The organism is Paraclostridium bifermentans, assembly GCF_964259345.1.
Taxonomy (GTDB): domain Bacteria; phylum Bacillota; class Clostridia; order Peptostreptococcales; family Peptostreptococcaceae; genus Paraclostridium; species Paraclostridium bifermentans_B.
This window is the reverse complement of record NZ_CAXVJR010000010.1, coordinates 60,982-82,457: the sequence shown is the minus strand read 5'-3', so window position 1 is coordinate 82,457 and position 21,476 is coordinate 60,982. Positions and strand designations below refer to the sequence as shown.

The 21,476-nt window shown below is 30.7% G+C and carries 28 protein-coding genes; all 28 read right to left on the bottom strand.

Features of this window, described 5'->3' with window-relative positions; all coding sequences use genetic code 11:
* Positions 1–13: 13 nt before the first annotated feature.
* Positions 14–379 (bottom strand): type II toxin-antitoxin system PemK/MazF family toxin, encoded by a 366-nt coding sequence (locus ACEXNK_RS15975; RefSeq protein WP_438618094.1) that lies wholly within the window; start codon positions 377–379, stop codon positions 14–16.
* Positions 369–644, bottom strand: coding sequence for an antitoxin (locus ACEXNK_RS15970; protein ID WP_373601300.1), 276 nt, complete (start codon positions 642–644; stop codon positions 369–371). Before ACEXNK_RS15970 ends, ACEXNK_RS15975 begins: the two co-directional genes overlap by 11 nt.
* Positions 645–683: 39 nt before the next feature.
* On the bottom strand, positions 684–1,847 hold the full coding sequence (gene alr, locus ACEXNK_RS15965; protein ID WP_373601299.1) for an alanine racemase: 1,164 nt from the start codon (positions 1,845–1,847) through the stop codon (positions 684–686).
* A 13-nt stretch (positions 1,848–1,860) separates the two neighbouring features.
* A complete protein-coding gene (gerS, locus tag ACEXNK_RS15960; protein ID WP_373601298.1) occupies positions 1,861–2,448 on the bottom strand; it encodes a germination lipoprotein GerS in 588 nt (195 codons plus the stop codon).
* Between the two features lie 18 nt (positions 2,449–2,466).
* Positions 2,467–2,928 carry a CBS domain-containing protein gene (locus ACEXNK_RS15955; RefSeq protein ID WP_373601297.1) on the bottom strand — a complete coding sequence of 154 codons (462 nt, stop codon included), beginning with the start codon at positions 2,926–2,928 and terminating at the stop codon, positions 2,467–2,469.
* A gap of 5 nt (positions 2,929–2,933) precedes the next feature.
* Positions 2,934–3,314: a holo-ACP synthase gene (gene acpS, locus ACEXNK_RS15950; RefSeq protein ID WP_373601296.1), complete on the bottom strand. Its 381-nt coding sequence runs from the start codon at positions 3,312–3,314 to the stop codon at positions 2,934–2,936.
* 210 nt (positions 3,315–3,524) lie between these two features.
* Complete coding sequence (atpC, locus tag ACEXNK_RS15945) at positions 3,525–3,785, bottom strand: ATP synthase F1 subunit epsilon (protein ID WP_373601295.1); 261 nt, start codon at positions 3,783–3,785, stop codon at positions 3,525–3,527.
* A 2-nt stretch (positions 3,786–3,787) separates the two neighbouring features.
* Positions 3,788–5,182 (bottom strand): F0F1 ATP synthase subunit beta, encoded by a 1,395-nt coding sequence (gene atpD / locus ACEXNK_RS15940; RefSeq protein WP_373601294.1) that lies wholly within the window; start codon positions 5,180–5,182, stop codon positions 3,788–3,790.
* Positions 5,183–5,198: 16 nt separating this feature from the next.
* The gene (atpG, locus tag ACEXNK_RS15935) at positions 5,199–6,059 is read right to left on the bottom strand and encodes an ATP synthase F1 subunit gamma (protein ID WP_373601293.1); all 861 of its coding nucleotides are present in this window, start codon (positions 6,057–6,059) and stop codon (positions 5,199–5,201) included.
* A gap of 28 nt (positions 6,060–6,087) precedes the next feature.
* Entirely contained in the window at positions 6,088–7,590 is a 1,503-nt protein-coding gene (atpA, locus tag ACEXNK_RS15930; RefSeq protein WP_373601292.1) for a F0F1 ATP synthase subunit alpha, read from the bottom strand.
* A gap of 15 nt (positions 7,591–7,605) precedes the next feature.
* Complete coding sequence (locus tag ACEXNK_RS15925) at positions 7,606–8,148, bottom strand: F0F1 ATP synthase subunit delta (RefSeq protein ID WP_373601291.1); 543 nt, start codon at positions 8,146–8,148, stop codon at positions 7,606–7,608.
* Positions 8,145–8,648: a F0F1 ATP synthase subunit B gene (gene atpF, locus ACEXNK_RS15920; protein WP_373601290.1), complete on the bottom strand. Its 504-nt coding sequence runs from the start codon at positions 8,646–8,648 to the stop codon at positions 8,145–8,147. Before atpF ends, ACEXNK_RS15925 begins: the two co-directional genes overlap by 4 nt.
* Before the next feature lie 87 nt (positions 8,649–8,735).
* Positions 8,736–8,990: an ATP synthase F0 subunit C gene (gene atpE / locus ACEXNK_RS15915; protein WP_373601289.1), complete on the bottom strand. Its 255-nt coding sequence runs from the start codon at positions 8,988–8,990 to the stop codon at positions 8,736–8,738.
* Positions 8,991–9,050: 60 nt separating this feature from the next.
* The gene (atpB, locus tag ACEXNK_RS15910; RefSeq protein WP_373601288.1) at positions 9,051–9,752 is read right to left on the bottom strand and encodes a F0F1 ATP synthase subunit A; all 702 of its coding nucleotides are present in this window, start codon (positions 9,750–9,752) and stop codon (positions 9,051–9,053) included.
* 2 nt (positions 9,753–9,754) lie between these two features.
* Positions 9,755–10,144: an ATP synthase subunit I gene (locus tag ACEXNK_RS15905; RefSeq protein ID WP_373601287.1), complete on the bottom strand. Its 390-nt coding sequence runs from the start codon at positions 10,142–10,144 to the stop codon at positions 9,755–9,757.
* Between the two features lie 7 nt (positions 10,145–10,151).
* Complete coding sequence (locus tag ACEXNK_RS15900) at positions 10,152–10,379, bottom strand: AtpZ/AtpI family protein (RefSeq protein ID WP_373601286.1); 228 nt, start codon at positions 10,377–10,379, stop codon at positions 10,152–10,154.
* A 594-nt stretch (positions 10,380–10,973) separates the two neighbouring features.
* A complete protein-coding gene (gene upp / locus ACEXNK_RS15895; RefSeq protein WP_373600427.1) occupies positions 10,974–11,603 on the bottom strand; it encodes a uracil phosphoribosyltransferase in 630 nt (209 codons plus the stop codon).
* A 12-nt stretch (positions 11,604–11,615) separates the two neighbouring features.
* A complete protein-coding gene (gene rpiB / locus ACEXNK_RS15890; protein WP_373600426.1) occupies positions 11,616–12,062 on the bottom strand; it encodes a ribose 5-phosphate isomerase B in 447 nt (148 codons plus the stop codon).
* Positions 12,063–12,177: 115 nt separating this feature from the next.
* Positions 12,178–13,221, bottom strand: a complete 1,044-nt coding sequence (locus ACEXNK_RS15885) for an L-threonylcarbamoyladenylate synthase (RefSeq protein ID WP_373600425.1) — start codon at positions 13,219–13,221, stop codon at positions 12,178–12,180.
* Between the two features lie 27 nt (positions 13,222–13,248).
* Positions 13,249–13,926, bottom strand: a complete 678-nt coding sequence (locus tag ACEXNK_RS15880; protein WP_373600424.1) for a ZIP family metal transporter — start codon at positions 13,924–13,926, stop codon at positions 13,249–13,251.
* A gap of 136 nt (positions 13,927–14,062) precedes the next feature.
* Positions 14,063–15,127 (bottom strand): peptide chain release factor 1, encoded by a 1,065-nt coding sequence (prfA, locus tag ACEXNK_RS15875; protein ID WP_373600423.1) that lies wholly within the window; start codon positions 15,125–15,127, stop codon positions 14,063–14,065.
* Positions 15,128–15,170: 43 nt separating this feature from the next.
* On the bottom strand, positions 15,171–16,022 hold the full coding sequence (gene prmC / locus ACEXNK_RS15870; RefSeq protein ID WP_373600422.1) for a peptide chain release factor N(5)-glutamine methyltransferase: 852 nt from the start codon (positions 16,020–16,022) through the stop codon (positions 15,171–15,173).
* A gap of 13 nt (positions 16,023–16,035) precedes the next feature.
* Positions 16,036–16,935: a DUF1385 domain-containing protein gene (locus tag ACEXNK_RS15865; protein WP_373600421.1), complete on the bottom strand. Its 900-nt coding sequence runs from the start codon at positions 16,933–16,935 to the stop codon at positions 16,036–16,038.
* A 91-nt stretch (positions 16,936–17,026) separates the two neighbouring features.
* Entirely contained in the window at positions 17,027–17,602 is a 576-nt protein-coding gene (locus tag ACEXNK_RS15860) for a thymidine kinase (protein ID WP_373600420.1), read from the bottom strand.
* Between the two features lie 59 nt (positions 17,603–17,661).
* Positions 17,662–17,862 (bottom strand): 50S ribosomal protein L31, encoded by a 201-nt coding sequence (rpmE, locus tag ACEXNK_RS15855; protein ID WP_373600419.1) that lies wholly within the window; start codon positions 17,860–17,862, stop codon positions 17,662–17,664.
* A 114-nt stretch (positions 17,863–17,976) separates the two neighbouring features.
* Complete coding sequence (gene rho / locus ACEXNK_RS15850) at positions 17,977–19,422, bottom strand: transcription termination factor Rho (protein ID WP_445013618.1); 1,446 nt, start codon at positions 19,420–19,422, stop codon at positions 17,977–17,979.
* A 191-nt stretch (positions 19,423–19,613) separates the two neighbouring features.
* Entirely contained in the window at positions 19,614–20,612 is a 999-nt protein-coding gene (glpX, locus tag ACEXNK_RS15845; protein WP_373600418.1) for a class II fructose-bisphosphatase, read from the bottom strand.
* A 159-nt stretch (positions 20,613–20,771) separates the two neighbouring features.
* Positions 20,772–21,419: a fructose-6-phosphate aldolase gene (gene fsa, locus ACEXNK_RS15840; protein ID WP_373600417.1), complete on the bottom strand. Its 648-nt coding sequence runs from the start codon at positions 21,417–21,419 to the stop codon at positions 20,772–20,774.
* Positions 21,420–21,476: the final 57 nt, after the last annotated feature.

Sequence of the window (21,476 nt, the reverse complement as noted above, 5' to 3'; positions counted from 1 at the left end):
ATCAATAATTAAATTAAATTTGAAATAGTCCTAAACTTATTTGTAAACTATTATTTACTTTTTCCATCATACATTCATCTAGATAACCTATTTTTTCTCTTAATCGCTTTTTATCTATCGTTCTTATTTGTTCTAAGAGAATAACGGAATCTTTATTAAGCCCATACTCATTAGAGCTTATTTCTATATGAGTAGGTAATTTAGCCTTGTTAATCTGAGATGTTATAGCCGCAACAATAACAGTAGGACTATATTTATTCCCTATATCATTTTGTATAATAAGTACAGGTCTTATTCCACCTTGTTCAGATCCCACAACAGGACTTAAATCTGCATAATATAAGTATCCGCGCTTTATATCTAAATTGTTAGAACTCACCTTGAGCTATAGTCCCTTCAAGGTTATCCTCAGAAGATACCTCATTTGTCATTCCTAGCTCGGCTAAAGTTAAATTTATTTGACCCATTTCTTTATATCCTTTTATCATGGACTCTTTTAGATCAAATTTTTTCTTTTGAGTAATGTAGAATTGAAAAGCAGCTTTTGCAAAATCTTCTCTGTTTGTATTCTCTATTTGAACTATGTGATCAACTTCAGAAATAAGAGAATCAGGTAAAGTAAACACAATTTTTTCCTTACTCATATTGTGCACAGAATCGCCTCCTAGGGTATACTATCATCTTTATTTTACCAAATAACTATATTGTTGTACAATTGCATTTCTTTCCATATAAACACGTTCAACTCTTCTCGAAATCATGCATAGCACTTCATAATTTATTGTTCCCAAATCATCAGCTATTTTTTCTACGCATTGATTTTTGCTATCTGAAAATATTATAACCTCATCATCAACTTTTATGTCTATTTCTTTATCTATTTTAACCATACATTGATCCATGCATATTCTCCCTACAACATCAAACACTTCTCCTTTTATATATACTTTAGGATTCTTTTGCATCCTAGTAAATCCATCTGCATATCCAATAGGTAGTGTAACTATTCTCTCTTTAGATTTAGTTATATATTTAAGTCCATAACTTATACCTATATTTTCGTCTAATTCTTTTATATGAGATATTCTAGTTTTTAATGTCATAGCAGGTTTCAGTTCAATCATATCTTTATCTACCTCATTTGAAGGATAGTGCCCATAAAGTATAATCCCACATCTAACCATATTTAAATTCAAATCTTTACAATCCATAATCGCTGCACTATTTGAAACATGTTTAATAGGAATTTTTATATCTAACTCTTCTAGTTTTTTTAGTATTGTATTATATTTATATACCTGATTATAAGTATACTCTTTATTCTTTTCATCGGCTGTTGCAAAATGAGTATATATACCTTCTATCTGGATATTATTTAACTTATTAATCTTTAATATTTCATTTATAGATTCATCATTAACTTGCAGCCCTATTCTACTCATTCCTGTATCTATCTTTATATGAATCTTAGATATTTTTTTATATTTTCTTGATAATTCATTTATAACAAAAGCTGTATCATAAGAAAATACAGTAAAAGTAACATCGTTAACTACAGCTTCTTCTAATGAACATTCCGGTATATATCCCAAACATAATATAGGTACACGTATATCATGTTGTCTAAGTTCTAACGCTTCTTCAAATCTAGAAACCGCTACATAATCTACATTTTCTCTTTCTAATAATCTCGCCACTTCCACAGATCCATGTCCATATGCATTAGCCTTAACTACTCCACAAATTTTAGTATCTTCTTTTACTATTTTTTTTATATTATTTAAATTAAATCTAATGTTATCTAGGTTTATCTCCGCCCATGTAGGAGCTGCTATATTTTTATCCATTTTATATCCCTCGCTATTTTCTGTATTCAAAATCAGAATAATTAACTATAAATCGATTATTCCCCTCTTGATCCAATATTTCTAATTTAGCAGGATTTTTCTCCTTCGTGTCTATATAAAGTATCTGCTTATTGAAATATTTAGTGTTCCCTGGTATCGGCACTGTAAGTGCTAAATACTCACCCTTCATCTCAATCTCCATCTCTTCCCCTTGCAGATAATTCTTTATAAAATCGCCTATAAATAAATGTTGGCTATCTTCTCCTACGTTGGGCAAAATAAATTTATCCTTTATATCAGGATTAATTACAACTATTTTTTCCTCTTTATACTCTATAGTTTTTCCCTTTAAATGTTTAGGTTCTATTATTTCTAACTTGTAATTTCCAGATCCTTTGTATTCATGTATTAAAGAATACTTCTGTGAGTTTTTATTACCTAAAACCTCTATATCTGCTTTACACTTGTAGGATTTAATCTTAGATATATAATTTTGAAAATCTTTATATATTTCTTCTTTTGTGGACTTACTTTTCTGGCATCCAATTCCAATCATCAAAGTAACTATTATACATATAATTGCAGTCCACTTGTATTTCACAAATTACCCCCTATATATTTAATCTTCATACATAGATTTTATTATATCGTATCTGCAAATTATTCCTTTTATTTTGCCATTCTGATCTACTACAGGAACTCTATTAACAGATTTTTTTATCATTATATTTGCTACATCATCAAAAGTGTCATCTTCATTTACTTTTATAACATCTTTAGACATTAAATCTTTTACCTGTGTAGCTGCTACATCTTTTATATCTTGTTCTACTTTTTTAAAGTCATTAAGATATATAAATCCTTGTAAAAATGTTATGTACTCTGGAGGATTAACATATTTCTCTTTTTTCATTATGTCTGTTTCTGAAATAATCCCAACCACTCTATTGTCTTCATCTACTACAGGCACTCCTCCTATTTTTTCTGTTATAAGAGTTTGTGCTATATCCTGTATAGTATCGCTTTCTTTAGCTACTTTAACATTAGTAGTCATTATATCTTTAGCTTTTTTGTTTTTCATATCTATCACTCCTTAATCATTACAATAGCGTTTGCTACCGCATAGTTTTTGCTATGAGATATTGATACTTTTATTTCTAAAACATTATAATCTATGCAAATTTCATTCAAATTATTATAAGTTTTAACTATGGGTTTACCATTTTTATCCCTAAGTACCTCTATATCATTAAAATTAAAATTTCTTATCCCAGTTCCAAAAGCCTTACTTATAGCTTCCTTTGCACAAAAGTTACCTGCTATAGTTTCTACCCTAAAATTTCTAGATTTAAAATAATTTATTTCCTCTTTTGTAAATAATTTTTCTAAAAACCTATTATTTCTTTTTATAGCATTCTCTATCCTTTCTATTTCTACAATATCTATACCGATATCCAATATATTCATAGATACCTCCAAATTACTATCATGTTTTTATTTTGTTACGAATACTTAAATATATTCTACTTAATATTATTAAATTTACACATATTTCTTATTTACAATACTACTATAAGTGAAATTATTTTTGTAGTTCCACTATTATATGTTTTTTTATTTGTTGTGGTATTTATTTTAAAAATAATAAAAAGGCTAGAGTTAAACTCTAGCCTTTTTTTATAACCACTCTGCAGATTCAGTTAATATAACAGCTTGTTCTTTATCAACTTGTATGAATCCTCCAGATATTTTTGCATCTTTAAATTTACCTTCTTTTTTTAGACGTAGAGTACCATCTGATAATCCTGCAACTAAAGGTCTATGGTTCTTTAATATACCTCTATCTCCTTCAGTAGTTCTAACTATTATCATCTCTGTTTGATCTTGATAGAAGACTTTTTCAGGAGTAACAATTTTAACCGCAAATTCGCTTGCCATTATTATCTACTCTCCTTCGCTTTTTCAACTGCCTCTTCTATACTTCCTACGAATAAGAAAGCTGATTCTGGTAAGCTATCATGCTTACCTTCTAATATTTCTTTGAAACTTCTTACAGTTTCTTTAACAGGTACGTATTTACCTGGTATTCCTGTAAACTGCTCACCAACGAAGAATGGTTGAGATAAGAATCTCTCTATCTTTCTAGCTCTGTTAACAGTTATCTTATCTTCATCAGATAATTCATCCATACCAAGTATAGCTATTATATCTTGAAGTTCTTTATACTTTTGAAGTATAGATTGAACTGATACAGCTATCTCATAATGTTCTTTACCAACTATAGCTGGGTCAAGAACTCTAGATGTTGACTCTAGTGGGTCAACAGCTGGGAATATACCTAGAGAAGCTTTTTGTCTAGATAAAACTGTTTTAGCATCTAAGTGAGTGAATGTTGTAGCTGGTGCTGGGTCAGTTAAGTCATCGGCAGGTACGTATACAGCCTGAACTGATGTTATAGACCCTTTATTTGTAGATGTTATTCTCTCTTGTAATCTACCCATCTCTGTTGCTAATGTTGGTTGGTATCCAACTGCTGATGGAGTACGTCCAAGAAGTGCAGAAACCTCAGATCCTGCTTGAGTGAAACGGAATATATTATCTACGAATAATAAAACGTCTTGTCCTTCTTGATCTCTGAAGTACTCAGCCATTGTAAGACCAGTTAAAGCAACTCTCATTCTTGCTCCAGGTGGCTCATTCATTTGTCCGAATACTAGAGCTGTTTTATTTATAACTCCTGTATCACTCATCTCATGGAATAAGTCATTACCTTCTCTTGTTCTCTCTCCAACACCTGCGAATACTGATATACCACCGTGTTGAGTAGCTATATTGTTTATAAGCTCTTGTATAAGAACTGTCTTACCAACTCCGGCTCCACCGAATAGACCGATTTTACCACCTTTTAAGTATGGTGCTAGTAAGTCAACAACTTTTATACCAGTTTCTAGTATTTCAGCACCTGGGTTTAATTCATCAAATGCTGGTGCTTCTCTATGTATTGGATGCTTAGAAGCATTTTTAGGAGCTTCCTTACCATCAACTGGCTCACCTAATACGTTGAATATTCTTCCTAGCGTTTCTTCTCCTACAGGTACACTTATAGCAGCTCCTGTATCAACAACGTCCATACCTCTTACAAGTCCATCAGTTGAACTCATTGATATACATCTTACAGTATCATCACCAACGTGTTGTGCAACCTCTATAACTATTTTTTTATCTCCGTGCTTTATCTCTAATGCATTTAATAGATTAGGTAAGCTTTTTTCATCATTGAACTTTACGTCAACTACTGGCCCGATAACCTGAACTATTTTACCTATGTTTGCCATGTCCTAACCTCCTTATTTATTGAGCTGAAGAAGCTCCTGCAACTATCTCTGATATTTCTTGAGTAACTGCAGCTTGTCTTGCTCTATTGTATTGTAATTCTAAATTAGATATCATTTCATTTGCATTGTCTGTTGCAGATTCCATAGCTGTTCTTCTTGCAGCTTGCTCAGAAGCATAAGATTCAGCTAATCCTCCGTATATCATTCCTGAAACATACTTAGGTACTATAAATCCAAGTACAGCGTCTGGAGAAGGTAAGTATTGCACTGCTGCTCCACTTTTCTTCTCGTTACCTTCTTTAGCTTCGATACTAACTGGTAATAACTTAACTAATCTTGGTTCTTGACTTAATGCAGAAACGAACTCAGTATATATTAATTTAACTTCATCTATATCACCTTTTTGATATAAATCCATTATAGTTTTTGATATATTCATAATATCTTCATAGCTAGCATTTTCAACAGAATTAACAGATTGTATTAATTCAAAATTTCTTTTGCTAACAAATTCTTTTGCTTTTTTTCCTACAGTAATAATTTTTGCTTTTGTAGTCCCCTCAGCTTCAGCAGCTAGTGCTTTAAATACATTTGAGTTGTATCCTCCAGCAAGACCTCTATCTCCAGCTATTACTACGTAACATTTATTTTTAACTTCTCTTTGTTTAAGAAATTCACTTTTTGATCCGCTCGTATTCTTAGCTATATTTTCAACAGCCTCTTTTAAAGTGTTAAAATAAGCCTTAGAACTCTCAGCTTTTTCCTTAGCTCTTCTGAATTTAGATGAAGATACTAATTCCATAGCTTTAGTTATTTGCTTTGTATTTTCAACACTGGCAATACGAGTTTTAATTTCTTTCATTCCAGCTCCTGCCAATTGGGTTACCTCCTTTTCTCAAAAAGGATTACGCTTCTATAACAAATTTCTTTTTAAAATCGTTTATAGCGTTTGTTAATTCTTCAGCGAAATCTTCATTTGCAAGAATTTTTTCTCTTGTTTGCGGATTATTAGCATCTATAAATTCTAATAATTCAGCTTCAAATCTCTTTATGTTATTTACAGGTATATCTGCTAATAAGTTATTAGTAACTGCAAATACCATTACAACTTGATTCGAAACTTCCATAGGTTGATGTTCTCCTTGCTTTAGAACCTCAACTATTCTTTCCCCTTGAGCAAGTCTCTTCTTAGTATCTTCGTCTAAGTCTGATCCGAATTGAGAGAATGCAGCAAGTTCTTTATATTGAGAATAAAGAAGTTTTAATGGTCCTGCAACTTTTTTCATTGATTTTATTTGTGCAGATCCTCCAACCCTTGAAACTGATATACCAGGGTCAACTGCAGGTCTTATTCCTGAGTAGAATAATTCTGGTACAAGGTATATTTGTCCGTCTGTTATAGATATAACGTTAGTTGGTATATAAGCAGAAACGTCTCCACCTTGAGTTTCGATTATAGGTAATGCTGTTATTGATCCTCCGCCTAACTCGTCAGATAATTTAGCAGCTCTTTCTAGTAATCTTGAGTGTAAGTAGAATACATCTCCTGGATAAGCTTCACGTCCTGGTGGTCTCTTAAGTAATAATGACATCTCTCTGTATGCAACTGCATGCTTAGTTAAGTCATCATATACTATTAATACATGTTTTCCATTGAACATGAATTCTTCACCCATAGTAACACCTGCATATGGAGCTAAGTATTGAAGTGGTGCAGATTCAGATGCAGTAGCAGAAACCACTATTGTGTAATCCATTGCTCCACCTTTTTCTAATGTACTAACAACTTGAGATACTGTAGAACGTTTTTGTCCTATTGCAACATATATACATACAACATCTTTACCTTTTTGGTTAAGTATAGTATCTATACATATAGAAGTTTTTCCTGTTTGTCTATCTCCGATAACAAGCTCTCTTTGTCCTTTACCGATTGGTATCATGGCATCGATAGCTTTTATTCCTGTTTGTAATGGTTGATGTACTGATTTTCTAGCCATTATTCCAGTAGCTTCTGATTCAATTGGTCTGAATTTATCAGTATTTATAGGTCCTTTTCCATCAACTGGTTGTCCTAATGAGTTTACAACTCTTCCTAACATAGCTTCTCCAACTGGAACTTGAACTATATTACCAGTTCTTTTAACTATGTCTCCTTCTTTTATTCCAGAGTCATCTCCTAGTATAACTGCTCCAACCATTTCTTCTTCAAGGTTTAGAGCCATTCCGTATATTTTCCCTGGGAACTCTAGTAATTCACCAGCCATAGCCTTTTCTAATCCGTAAACACTAGCTATACCGTCCCCAACTTTTAAAACACTTCCTGTATCTGTTAATTCTACTTTATTTTCGTAGCTTTTTATTTGCTCTTTTATTATAGCACTTATTTCTTCTGGTCTTAAATTCATGGGTTCACCGCCCTCCTAAGATATTACTTGAGATAGTTGTTCTTGCATTTTTTCTAAACGATTTTTAACCGTTCCATCTATCTCTTCATTTCCAAGTCTAACTAGAACTCCTCCTAGTACAGACTCATCAACTTCATTTTTTAGAATAACTGTTTTATTATATTTAGTTGAAAGTTTAGCTTGAAGTTCTTTTACTTCATCTTCTTTCATCGGAACTGCTGTTATAGCAGTACCTTCTAAAATATTATTTTTCTTGTTTATTAAAGCTTTTAAAGCTTGTTCTATATTACCAATTAAAGATAATCTATCTTTATCTGCTAATATTTTCATGAAATTTAACATTTCTTTGTCTATGTTAGATCCAAATATATTAGTTATTAATTCTTTTTTATCTTCCTTTGATACAATAGGAGATTTTAATATATCTGCAAATTCTTTGTTTTCTTTTATTATATCTACTACAGCCTTTAGCTCATTATATAGCTTTTCAGTTGAGTTAGACTCTTCTCCAACTTGGAATAAGGCTTCAGCGTATCTGCTAGCAATTATATTTATCATTGAGCTTCGCCTACCTCTTTTATAAAGTCATTTATTAGCTTTTCATGCTTAGACTTATCTAGGTCGCTTTCTATAACCTTAGATGCTGCAAGTAAAGCTATTGAAGATATATCATCTTTAACTTCATTCATAACTTTTTGTCTTTCTTGAGCTATATCTTTACTAGCTTTTTCTTTTATGCTTGTAGCTTCATTTTTAGCTGTAGATACTATTTCCTCTGACTTTTGCTCTGCTCTTAAAGTAGCTTGCTTTATTATTTCTTGCCCTTGCTCTTTCGCAGAACTTAATTTTTCTTCGTATTCTTTTCTGAACTTTTCACCCTCAGCCTTAGTTTTTTCTCCTTCAGCTAAGTTTGTTTGAATGTCTTTTTCTCTAGCTTCTATTATTCCTAAAACAGGTTTAAATAAAAGTTTCTTTAAAACTACAAACACTAAGAATGTATTTATTAACTGGAACACTAACTCCCATGAAACTCCAATTAGTGGTTTTATTTCAAACATCCTTATTCCTCCTTTCTACTAATCACAATTCGTAATTAGGAGATGGTTTCCCACCTCCTAGTTATGATGACTTAACTTTAATTTCTCTTATAACATTCCTTTGAATGGATTAGCAAATAGAAGTATTATAGCTACAACTAAACCATATATTGCTGAAGACTCTGCAACTGCAGCTCCTAGTAACATTGTTTGAGTTATTTCACCTTTAGCTTCTGGTTGATTACCAACTGCCTCTGCAGCTTTACCTGCAGCGAATCCTTGTCCTATTCCTGCTCCTATACCTGTTGCAACTGCTATTCCAGCTCCTATAGCTGAACCTGCTAATAATATAGCCATTTCCATGATTGTTTCCTCCTTAAAATTGAATTCATTTTATATTATTTTTTTTATTTAGCATATCAATTACTCTGTAGCATTTGATACAAATACCATTGTAAGCATTATGAATATAAATGCTTGTAATATACCTGCGAACATATCAAAGTATAAATGAAGAGGTACTGGTATTATTAATTGTCCAAAAGGTATTGATAATCCTGTTAGAGATGTTGATACAAATGCTAAGAAGTCATATAATAACTTCATTATAACAGCTCCTCCTAATATGTTACCAAATGGACGGAAACTTAATGATATAGGTTTTGCTAACTCACCTATTATATTAAGTGGTAATAAAAATGGTATTGGTTCAAGTAATTCTTTAAAGAATCCTGGACCTTTCTTCTTAACACCAGCATAATAAATCATAAAGAATGTTATTAATGCCCATGCTAATGTAGTATCTAGATCTGTTGTTGGTGATCTAAATCCTAATAATCCTATAAGGTTTGATGTTGCAAAGAATAAGAATAAACTTCCTATGTATGGTACAATAAAAGGTAATTCTTTTATCGCTGTTGGACCCATAGTGTCCTTTACAAACTTATCAAATCCACCTATTGCAAACTCTAAAAATATTTGCACTTTACTAGTTGGAACTTTCTTTAAGTTTCTAGTTAGTAAATAAGATACTAATGCTAGACCTGCTAATATTAGCCAACTTGTTATTACAGTTTCACTTAATTTAAAGTCTCCAAAGTATAATATATATCTAGCTTGACTCACAATTACGCCTCCTTTCTTTTAAGTTTGTCTATTAATAATGCTTTACCTAATATAGCAAACTTAGTGCTCAATAACCCTATTGCAGTTCCTACAATACTTATATTCGGCGATTTTGCTGAAACAAATAGTACTACTGCTACTATAGTTATCCTTATTATGTATCTACTAGTTGAGTAAATTTGAGCTTTATTTGGAGGATATGTTACTGACTTTTGTAGAGATATTGCTAATAACCTAAAGTTTAATACAGCTATTATGCTTCCAAACAAAAGACCTGTAATCATCTCCTTTTGAGAGTTTGTCAAAAAAATAATTAGAATTGCTGCGATTAAATCAATTATGACTACACCTTTATTTACGTCACGTATATGTTTTTCTAAAGTATTATTCATTATTTAATCACTTCCTTTTTGTATATACAATTAGAGTTTTATAAACTCCACTGAATGCTCCACCTATGCCTAATAATAAAAATATTAAAAGTAAAAATGGACTAGTTCCAAATTTATCATCTAGATATTTTCCTATAAATGTACATCCTAAAATAGGTATTATTATCATTAATCCTACTTGGCTGACTAACGAAAGCATACTGAGAGCTTGCATATATTTTTTATGTTTATCCATAAATAGTATACCTCACAGTCGTGATTTTTTATTTAATTTTAATATGTATCTAAGTATTTTTTTGTTTGAAATATTGAATATTTTAATTCTAAATCATATTTTATTATTATATTTCTTTTATTTAGTTTTATCAATACCTAATATAGATTTTAAAATTTCAGTTTTTTCTATTTTATTTAAATTTTGAATAATTATTTTTGAATTATTCAAAATATTTACTTTAATCTTATTTTACATTTGTTTTTGTTAACTATACTTCAATATACTAATATAATCTTCATTATATTAGTATTTATGCATATTTTTACACACAAAAACTTTAATAATTTTTTATTATTTTTTTATTGAACTTCGTTTTCTTATGTATACAGTATATATTAATTTTATACCTTTTCTGAATATTTTTCTACAAATAATTACATTTTGTAAAAATATTTTATAATTTAATTTATATTTTTATTTATATTTTCTTCAATTTTTACAAAGTACACTTAGTTTATTTAGAAAATTAAAACCATTTTTAACTAAATCATTTTAATTTTATATATAACGAAAAAGGCATCTATAAATATTTATAGACACCTTTATTCCTTATTATTTAGTACCGAATAATCTATCTCCAGCATCACCTAAACCAGGAACTATATATCCATGATCATTTAGCTTCTCGTCTATACTAGCAACGTATATATCTACGTCTGGATGATATTTTTGTACTTCAGCTATTCCTTCTGGAGAAGCTACTAAATTAACTAATTTTATAACTTTAGCTCCATCTCTTTTTAATACATCTATAGCAGCAACAGCTGATCCTCCAGTTGCTAACATAGGGTCAACTACTATCATTTCTCTTTCATGTATATCTTGTGGGAACTTGCAGTAATATTCTACAGGTTGTAATGTTTCTGGATCTCTATATAATCCTACATGTCCAACTTTAGCAGCTGGTATTAAGTTAACTAAACCATCAACCATACCTAATCCTGCTCTTAGTATAGGAACTATTCCTAATTTTTTACCAGCTATAACCTTTGCTGTAGTTTTTACAACAGGAGTTTCTATCTCTATATCTTCTAGAGGTAAATCTCTTGTTATTTCATAACCCATAAGCATTGTTATTTCTGTTAAAAGTTCTCTAAAATCCTTAGATCCTGTATTTTTATCCCTCATTAGAGTTAACTTGTGTTGTATTAATGGATGATCTGCAACTACTACTTTATTCATTATGTAAGCCTCCTAATTATTTTGTTCTATGTCATTTAACATATTTACTCTTCTTAAATGTCTTTCACCTTCAAATTCAGTGTTGATCCATGCATCAACTATTTCTAGTGCTAGACCTCTACCTATAACTCTTTCTCCTAAAGAAAGCATGTTTGCATTGTTATGAGCTTTAGACATTCTAGCAGAAAATGTGTCTGAAACAACAGCACATCTAATTCCTTTAACTTTATTTGCAGCTAGTGATATTCCTATCCCTGTACCGCAACATAATATCCCATAGTCTACTTCCTTACTAACAACAGCTTTAGCAACCTTTTCTCCATATATAGGATAGTCTACTGAATCTATACTATTTTCAGTACCAAAGTCCACACATTCAATTCCCTTAGCTTCTAAATGCTTTTTTATCTCTTCTTTTAAGTTGTATCCTCCGTGGTCACTACCTAAACCTATCTTCATAGTCCTAATACCTCCAATAAATTTATACGAATAGATTTATACTTAATTTTATATTATACCAAAGTTTAACATTTTTTGCACCACTTATGTCCAATTATTTTAATATAATTTTACTTTATGATTCTATTACTTTATATCCTGCAGATTTCAGAAGTCTATTCATTATAGCTCTTCCTACTCCTGAATTTGAAAAAGCTTCTGAATATATTATATCCACTTTTCTTTTATCCATATCTATTAATGAGTCAAATAAATTCGCCCCTACTTCTTCAAGAGTAGTTCCTAAGCTTATGACTTCACCTTTATATTTATCCTTATTTTCATCTATACAGATTACGCCACACTTTAATCCTTTATTTTCATTTTCTTCTATTAATGAGTTAATTTTATCTATTACATTTTTTTGATTTCCACTCACTATATATACATCCCCGTTAGGAGAGTAGTGTGTATATTTCATACCAGGAGCTTTAGCTTTTGCTACATCTTCTTTATTTTCTATGGATGGATCTATTAAAACTTCCCCTATTATTTTTTCCATTTGTTCTTTCGTTACACTACCAGGTCTTAAAATCATAGGTTTTTCAGATGTCATATCTACAACTGTAGATTCTAATCCAAAATCACAATCTCCACCTACTATTATCCCCGATACTCTACCATTCATTTCATCACATACGTGTTTTCCTTTAGTAGGAGATGGTCTTCCTGATATATTAGCCGATGGAGCAGCTATAGGTACTCCTGATTGTCTTATAATTTCTCTAGCAATAGGGTTTGAAGGCATTCTTATAGCTACTGTATCTAATCCCCCACTTGTTTTTTCTGGAACTATATCTTTTTTCTTAAATATCATAGTTAAAGGACCTGGCCAAATTTCATCCATTAGTTTTTTTGCTTTATCACTTATCTCTGTAACTAATTCCTTAATTTCATCTTTTTCACATATATGTACTATCAATGGATTGTCGCTAGGTCTTCCTTTAGCTTCATATATTTTTTTTACAGCCTCTGTATCCAGTGCATTAGCTCCTAATCCATATACAGTTTCTGTAGGAAATATAACCGTTTTTCCTTCAGATATCAATTTCGCATGTTCTTTTATTATTTCTTTATCTATATCAAATTCATCTATATTACTTATTAATGTCTTTATCATAGGTGTATACCTTCCTTCATATTAACTTTATACATAACTAACTATCAAAATCCCAATTAAAAAACCTATTATAGAATACATAGATTTTGTTGTTGGAAATATTTCTTCTAAAACTACATACATCATAGTACCTGCTGCTATCGATAAAAATACGCCTATTATAGAGGTAAATATTCCTGCAAAATATGCCCCTAGAAAACTTCCTATTCCCATTGGTATCCCAGCAATCAAAGTTAGTAGTATTACTTTTATAGTTCCCATCTTATTTCCAACTAAACTTAATGCCATAGCCAACCCTTCAGGGATATTGTGTATGCCAATTACAATCGCTAAAGTTATTCCCAAGTCCTTTGTAGCTATAAAAGAAGATCCTATAGCCAGCCCTTCAGGAAGATTATGTAATACTATACTTAAAAATATTAAGTACCCAGCATTAAATCCTTTTTTATTTTCTAACTTACCTTTTATTAGCATTGTTGCTATAGCTCCAACAAATACAAATATGATTGTATTTAAAATCCCAATTTCACCCATAGATTCTTTCAAGAGATCAAACACTACAACAGCTAGCATTATCCCACCTGAAATACCCATAAAAAAACTAAGATATCTACTTATATTCTTTCTAAAAACAGTAGATATAAGTCCTCCTAATCCAGTTCCTATAACTCCTGATATAAGACCAATCAATGTTATTTCTATCATCTTCAGTTACCCCCTAGTATTGTTAACTTGTTTTAATTTTATGTATAAAAATTTGCCATTATTCCAATACTACTTGATAACCATTTTTATTTGCAAAAAATCCCTATTCGAAATAGGGATTTTTTATTATCTAAAATTATAAAGACATCATCTTTTCAGTTTGATCTACAGTTATTAATGCATCTATCATTTCATTTAAATCTCCATCTAAAAATGCATCTAATTTATATAATGTTAAGTTTATTCTATGATCACTTACTCTTCCTTGAGGGAAGTTGTAAGTTCTTATTCTCTCAGATCTATCACCTGTACCAACTTGACTCTTTCTTTCAGCTGATATTTCTTTATTTTGCTCAGCAACAGCTTTATCATAAAGTCTAGCTTTTAATATTTTTAAAGCTTGCTCTTTATTTTTTAACTGAGATTTACCATCTTGACAAGAAACTACCTCTCCTGTAGGTATATGTGTAACCCTTACTGCTGAGTCAGTAGTGTTAACACTTTGTCCTCCATTTCCTGAAGAACGGAAAACATCTATTCTTAAGTCATTTGCATTTATTTCTACTTCAACATCTTCTACTTCTGGTAATACTGCAACTGTTGCAGTTGAAGTATGTATTCTTCCGCCTGATTCTGTAGAAGGTATTCTTTGAACTCTATGAACTCCTGATTCATATTTAAGAACTGAGTATGCACCTTTACCTTTTATCATGAAAGAAACTTCTTTATATCCACCTACTCCAGTATCGCTAGCACTTAGTAGTTCAACTTTCCATCTCTTTCTTTCTGCATATCTACAGTACATTCTAAATAAGTCACCTGCGAATAGAGCTGCTTCGTCTCCACCAGCTCCACCTCTAATTTCAACTATAACGTTCTTGTCATCATTAGGATCCTTAGGTAATAATAATATTTTCAACTCATCTTCTATTGGTTCTACTTTTTCTTCCATTTCTGATAATTCCATTTTAGCAAGTTCTCTTAGCTCTTCGTCAGACTCTTCTTGTAATATAGTCTTAGATTCCGCTATTGTATTCATTACATCTTTGTATTCTCTAAACTTCATTATGATCGGTTCCAGGTCAGCATGTTCTTTTATAAGTTTTTGCCAAACTTTTTGATCGTTTATTATTTCCGGGTCAGCTATTTTTTCGCTTAATTCTTTATATTTATCTTCTAATACTTCTAATTTGTTTAGCATACTTTTCACCTCTTTAATTGTAACATATCAATAGTTGATTATATCATAGTTTAAACCCTATAACAACTCTATCAATTCCTTGTAAATCTTTCTTTGTATATATATTATTAAAACCATTTTCACTCATTATACTACATACATCATCAGCTTGATCATGGCCAACTTCAAAAGCTAATATACCATTTTCTTTTAAATAGTCCATAGATTGTTCAGTTATAGCTCTATAAAAGTCCAATCCATCTTCTCCACCTTCAAGCGCTATATATGGTTCATAATCCTTAACTTGAGTATGTAAAGTTTTTATATCATCTCTTCTTATATAAGGAGGATTAGAAACAATTATATCTAGTAATAACCCTTTGTCTTTGATACCCGTAAATAAATCCGATTTTATAAAATCTATCTTAGACTCAACTTTATTGCTTATAGCATTCTTTTTACCTATATCTAATGCTTTATCAGATATATCTAGTGAGTAAACATGTGATTTATTTATATATTTAGCCAGACTAACAGATATCGCTCCTGATCCAGTTCCTATATCTACTATATTTAGGTCCTCCTTATTTTTAGCTAGTTCTATTACTTCTTCAACCAAAGCTTCTGTATCTGGTCTCGGAATTAAAACACCCTCTTCAACATAGAAATCTAATCCCATAAATTCCCTATTATTTACAATGTAAGCTATAGGTCTACCATTCAATCTATCTTCCATCATATTATTAAACGAATCTAATTCTTCATCGCTAAGCTTTTTATCCAAATTTAATTGAATATATATCCTATCTACATTTCCAAGAGCTTTTTGAAGCAATATTTCCGTATCTAGTTTAGGAGTATCGCTTATATGCGATAAATCTTCCATATATTTAATTAGTATTTCTCTTATTGTCATATTATTCTCCTTATTACTTTATAACCGCTTTTAACGATTCTAATGCTACTTCTAATTGTTTATCATCAGGTTCTTTTGTTGTAAACTTTTGTAACATCATTCCTGGATAAGCTACAATCCTTGTCAAAATATTATTATATTTCCCAAGCAATTTTATTATTTCATATGATATTCCAGCTACTATAGGAACACACACAATTCTCATTATTATCCTAATTAAAGGATTTGGCCATCCAAAAAAAGAAAATAGTATTATAGATGTAAACATTACTATAAATAAAAAGTTAGTCCCACATCTAGGATGTAGTGTAGTAAACTTTTTAGCATTATCAACTGTAAGCTCAAGATCATTTTCATAACAATATATAGCTTTATGTTCTGCTCCATGATATTCAAAAACTCGCTGTATATCTCTATTTTTAGATATCAAAACTATATATATGAACAAAATACAGATTCTAGTAATCCCCTCTATTAAGTTTAAAGCTATTTTGTTAGATATAATCTTAGAAAAAACGCCACCTATAAGAGTAGGCGTAATAACAAATAGCAATGTAGCTAAACCTAATCCTAGTATCAGAGATAGAATAATTATTACATCATTAGCTCTATCTTTAAATACATTACTTATAAGCTTATCAAAAAATCCTTCTTCCTCTTCTTCCTCTTCTAAAAAAAATTCAGATGAAAAATTCATGCTTTTTATACCCTCTATCATAGTTTCAATTAATATGAAAGCACCTCTTATAAAAGGTATTTTATCTATATTATTATCAGATACCCAGCTTTTTATCTTATTCTTTTTAACTACAATTTCTCCATTAGTTTTTCTAACTGCTATAGCTCTTTTAGTTTTTGATTGCATCATTACACCTTCTATTACAGCTTGACCTCCAACGGCTTGCTTTCCCATCGCTTCACCTCTATTCCAATAATATTTTATATATATAATACTACTATATATATAAAGAAAAAACACCTCAAAGGTGTTTAATTATGCAAGATTATTTTTTTACTACATGACATTTTCTGCATCTAGCTTCATAGCTTTCAACTGCACCAACTTGTATAATAGGAGCATCATATTTTGCTGGTTCTCCATCTATAAGTCTTTGAGACCTAGTTGCTGGTTGTCCACATACAGAACATATAGCTTGTATTTTATCTACAAATTCAGCTACAGCTAATAATCTAGGTGTTGGTCCAAAAGGTTCTCCTTTAAAATCCATATCTAGTCCAGCTGCGATAACTCTTACCCCTTTGTCAGCTAGTTCTATAGCTATATCAACTATCTTTTCATCAAAAAATTGAACTTCATCTATTCCTACAACTTGTGTCTTATCATCTATATAATCATATATATCTGATGAATCTTTGATAGGAATTGCATTTATAGTACACCCACTATGAGACACTACATCTTCTTTACTATATCTATCATCTATTATAGGTTTAAAAACAACTACATTTTGCTTTGCAATTTTAGCTCTTTTTAACCTTCTTATTAACTCTTCACTTTTTCCACTATACATAGGCCCTATGACAACTTCTATATACCCGTGATTTATCGGTCTATACATAATCTAAATCCTCCTACATAAATAAAATAGGAGTTGGCAAGCCAACTCCGCATTTACTATTAGTCCATTTTGAATCTCTTCTTGAACTTGTCTATTCTTCCACCTGCTTCTATATTCTTTTGCTTTCCAGTATAGAAAGGATGGCACTCTGAACATATCTCAACTTTTATTTCATCTTTAGTTGATCCAGCAACGAAAGTGTTACCACAAGCACAACGTACTTCAACTTCTTGGTATTTTGGTTGTATATCTTTTTGCATATTTGTCACCTCTTCTCACTAATTTTTCGAAATTAATTATATTAACTTTTCGTTTTTCATCATTCAACTACACCATTATAACATAAGATTATTTGGCGTACAAGAGTTTTCTGATTAGTTTAAACTCTCTTTTATATACTTTATAAAGGCATCATTATCCTTCGTTCTCTTCAGTAATTCAAGTACTTTGTCGGTAACTTCGTACACAGAATTATTGCTCATTTCTTTTCTTAATTTCCAAAGAGCAGATTTTTCTTCTTCTGTCAATAGTAAGTCTTCTCTTCTAGTTCCTGATTTATATATATCCACAGCCGGGAATACTCTTTTTTCAGCTAACTTTCTATCTAAATGAAGTTCCATATTACCAGTTCCTTTAAATTCTTCAAAGATTACATCATCCATTCTAGATCCAGTTTCTACTAATGCTGTTGCAAGTATAGTTAAAGATCCACCTTGTCTTATATTTCTAGCTGCTCCAAAAAATTTCTTTGGTCCATGAAGAGCTCCTGGGTCTAATCCTCCAGATAATGTTCTTCCAGTAGGCGCTATACTTAAATTGTAAGCTCTAGCAAGTCTTGTTATACTATCAAGTAATATAACAACATCTTTTCCATGTTCAACTAATCTTTGAGCTCTGTTTAAAACCATTTCAGCAACTTTAACATGGTGACTAGAAACTTGATCAAAAGTTGAATAGATTACATCTCCATCTATTGACTCTTGCATATCAGTAACCTCTTCTGGTCTTTCATCTATAAGAAGTACTATAAGCTCTACTTCTGGATGATTTTTTACTATGCTATTTGCTACACTTTTTAATAAAATAGTTTTACCAGCTTTTGGAGGCGCAACAATTAGACCTCTTTGACCTTTACCTATAGGAGAAATTAAATCTATCAATCTTGTCGAAATTTCATTTTGATATTTCTCTAATTTTAATTTTTCTTCTGGATATATAGGCGTAAGAGTTTCAAATGCTCTTCTTTTAGTAGCTGTATCTGGATTTTCATCATTTATTTTTTGAACATATAATAAAGCTCTAAATTTTTCTCCTGTTTTTGGATGCCTAGTTATACCTTTGACCTTATCCCCTGTTTTCATATTAAATCTTCTTATTTGAGAAGGTGATACATACACATCATGTTCTGTTGATAAGTAATTTGGCCCTCTTAAAAATCCAAATCCATCTGGTAATATCTCTAAAACTCCCATTACCTCATCATCTTTTGATGTATTAAATTCATCTACAATTTTAGCTTCATCTACTTCTTTCACATTATAAGAATTTCTATTATATCCTTGATTATACCTTTGATTTCTATTCTCATACCCTCTATTTTCTTGCTTATTTACAATTTGCTTTTGTTCACTTTTAATTTCTTTTTTCTTTTCAACTTCTTTTTTATTATCTATCATATTTTTATTTTTATGCTCACTTATAATTTGTATTAATTCATTCTTTTTATATTTACTTATAGACTTAATCTCTAGCCCCTTAGCTAATTCTTTTAATTGCACTAGAGTCATGTCATTTAGTTTTTCTATATTTATATCTTCTATATTCAAAAGAATCCTCCTATCCCATAATTAAAATTATAGCTTTACTTGGAAATTAAAGGCGTGCAAATGAGAAGCTTTCATTGTTTTGCTTAAGTAGTTAGTTCTAATATTATCACTTTTTATACATTATGGTCAATAAATAAAAAAATAAAACTATTTGATTCAAATAGTTTTATTTTTTTATAATATCTTTATATATCATACTTACCCATTAAGTCTGTTAATATATCATTTTTATCTATTGAATGTATAGCATCTACAAATCTTATTGTCCCAGTTTTAGCTCTCATAACAACAGAATTTGTAGTCATTCTATCATTGCCTAAACTAACTATACCTTTTAATAAATCTCCATCTGTTATTCCTGTAGCTGCAAAGAAAAGTTCATCCCCTTTTGCCAAGTCTTCTAAAGATAATACCTTATCTATATCTTCATCTGTTAACCCCATTTCATGGCATCTAACTCTTTCTTCTTCACTTAATGGATATATTTGAGCTTGCATATCTCCACCCATACACTTTATAGCCGCAGCAGTTATAACTCCTTCTGGTCCTCCACCGATTCCCATAAGCATATCTACCCCTGTATCATCAAAGCAAGTTGCAATTCCTGCTGCAACATCTCCATCTCCGAACATTTTAATTCTAGTTCCAAGTTTTCTAGCTGCTTCAAATATATAATTATGTCTATCTCTATCTTGAACTACTATAGTCATTTCATTTGTTTTTTTGTTTAAAGCCTTTGCTACATTTTTTATATTTTCTTCTACACTGGCATTTAAATCTATACAACCTTTTGCTTTAGGTCCTACTATTATCTTTCTCATATAAGTGTCTGGCGCCTTAAGTAAACTTCCCTTTTTACCCATAGCTATTACAGATATAACATTAGGCATTCCTTTTGCTATTAGCGTAGTTCCATCTAAAGGGTCTACTGCTATGTCAACTTTCATACTATCTTCAGTTGCCATACCTACTTTTTCTCCTATATATAACATAGGAGCCTCATCTAATTCTCCCTCTCCTATTACAACTTCTCCATCTATTTTAACAGTTTCAAATGCTCTTCTCATAGCTTCTACAGCCGCTCCATCAGCTCCGTTTTTATCTCCTCTTCCCATAAACTGCGATGAAACTAAAGCTGCCGCTTCTGTAACTCTAACTAATTCTAATGCTAAATTTCTATCCATAAATTCCATCTCCCTTAGTCGCTAATCTTTATTCAAAATTATATATCACATTTAATAAATAGTAAACATTTATAGATAGATTTTATTTTATTAGTATGCTGTATTTTTATGCAAGAACAATAAAAAAGACGATAATTTTAAAAATTATCGCCATCTTTATTAATTCTTAGGTACACTTTCCCAATCTTTAAGGAATTTATCTATTCCTATATCAGTCATAGGATGTCCTAACATTTGTTTAAATACTTTATATGGAACTGTAGCTATATCAGCCCCTGCTTTAGCTGATGTTAAAACATGTTGAGGATGTCTTATACTTGCAGATATTATCTCAGTTTCTATACCGTGTATATTAAATATTTCAGAAACTTCTTCGATTAACATTATACCCTCTTGCCCTATATCATCTAATCTACCAACAAATGGACTAACATAAGAAGCTCCTGCCTTTGCAGCTAATAAAGCTTGGTTTGCAGAGAATATTAAAGTAACATTAGTTTTTATACCTTTTTTAGATAAAGCTGCAACAGCTTTTAATCCTTCTGCGCACATAGGTATTTTTACAACTATGTTCTCATGAATCTTACTTAATTCTTCTCCTTCTTTTATCATTCCTTCACTTTCCATAGAAATAACTTCAGCAGATATAGGTCCATCTACTATCTCAGTTATTTCTTTTACAACATTTTCAAAAACTCTTCCTTCTTTTGCTATAAGCGATGGGTTAGTTGTTACACCTTCTATAACTCCCCATGAATTTATCTCTTTTATTTCATCTACATTAGCAGTATCTATAAATAGTTTCATACTATGTACCTCCTTATTTTTACATTCCTATAAATAGGCTAATTACACTAGCTACAC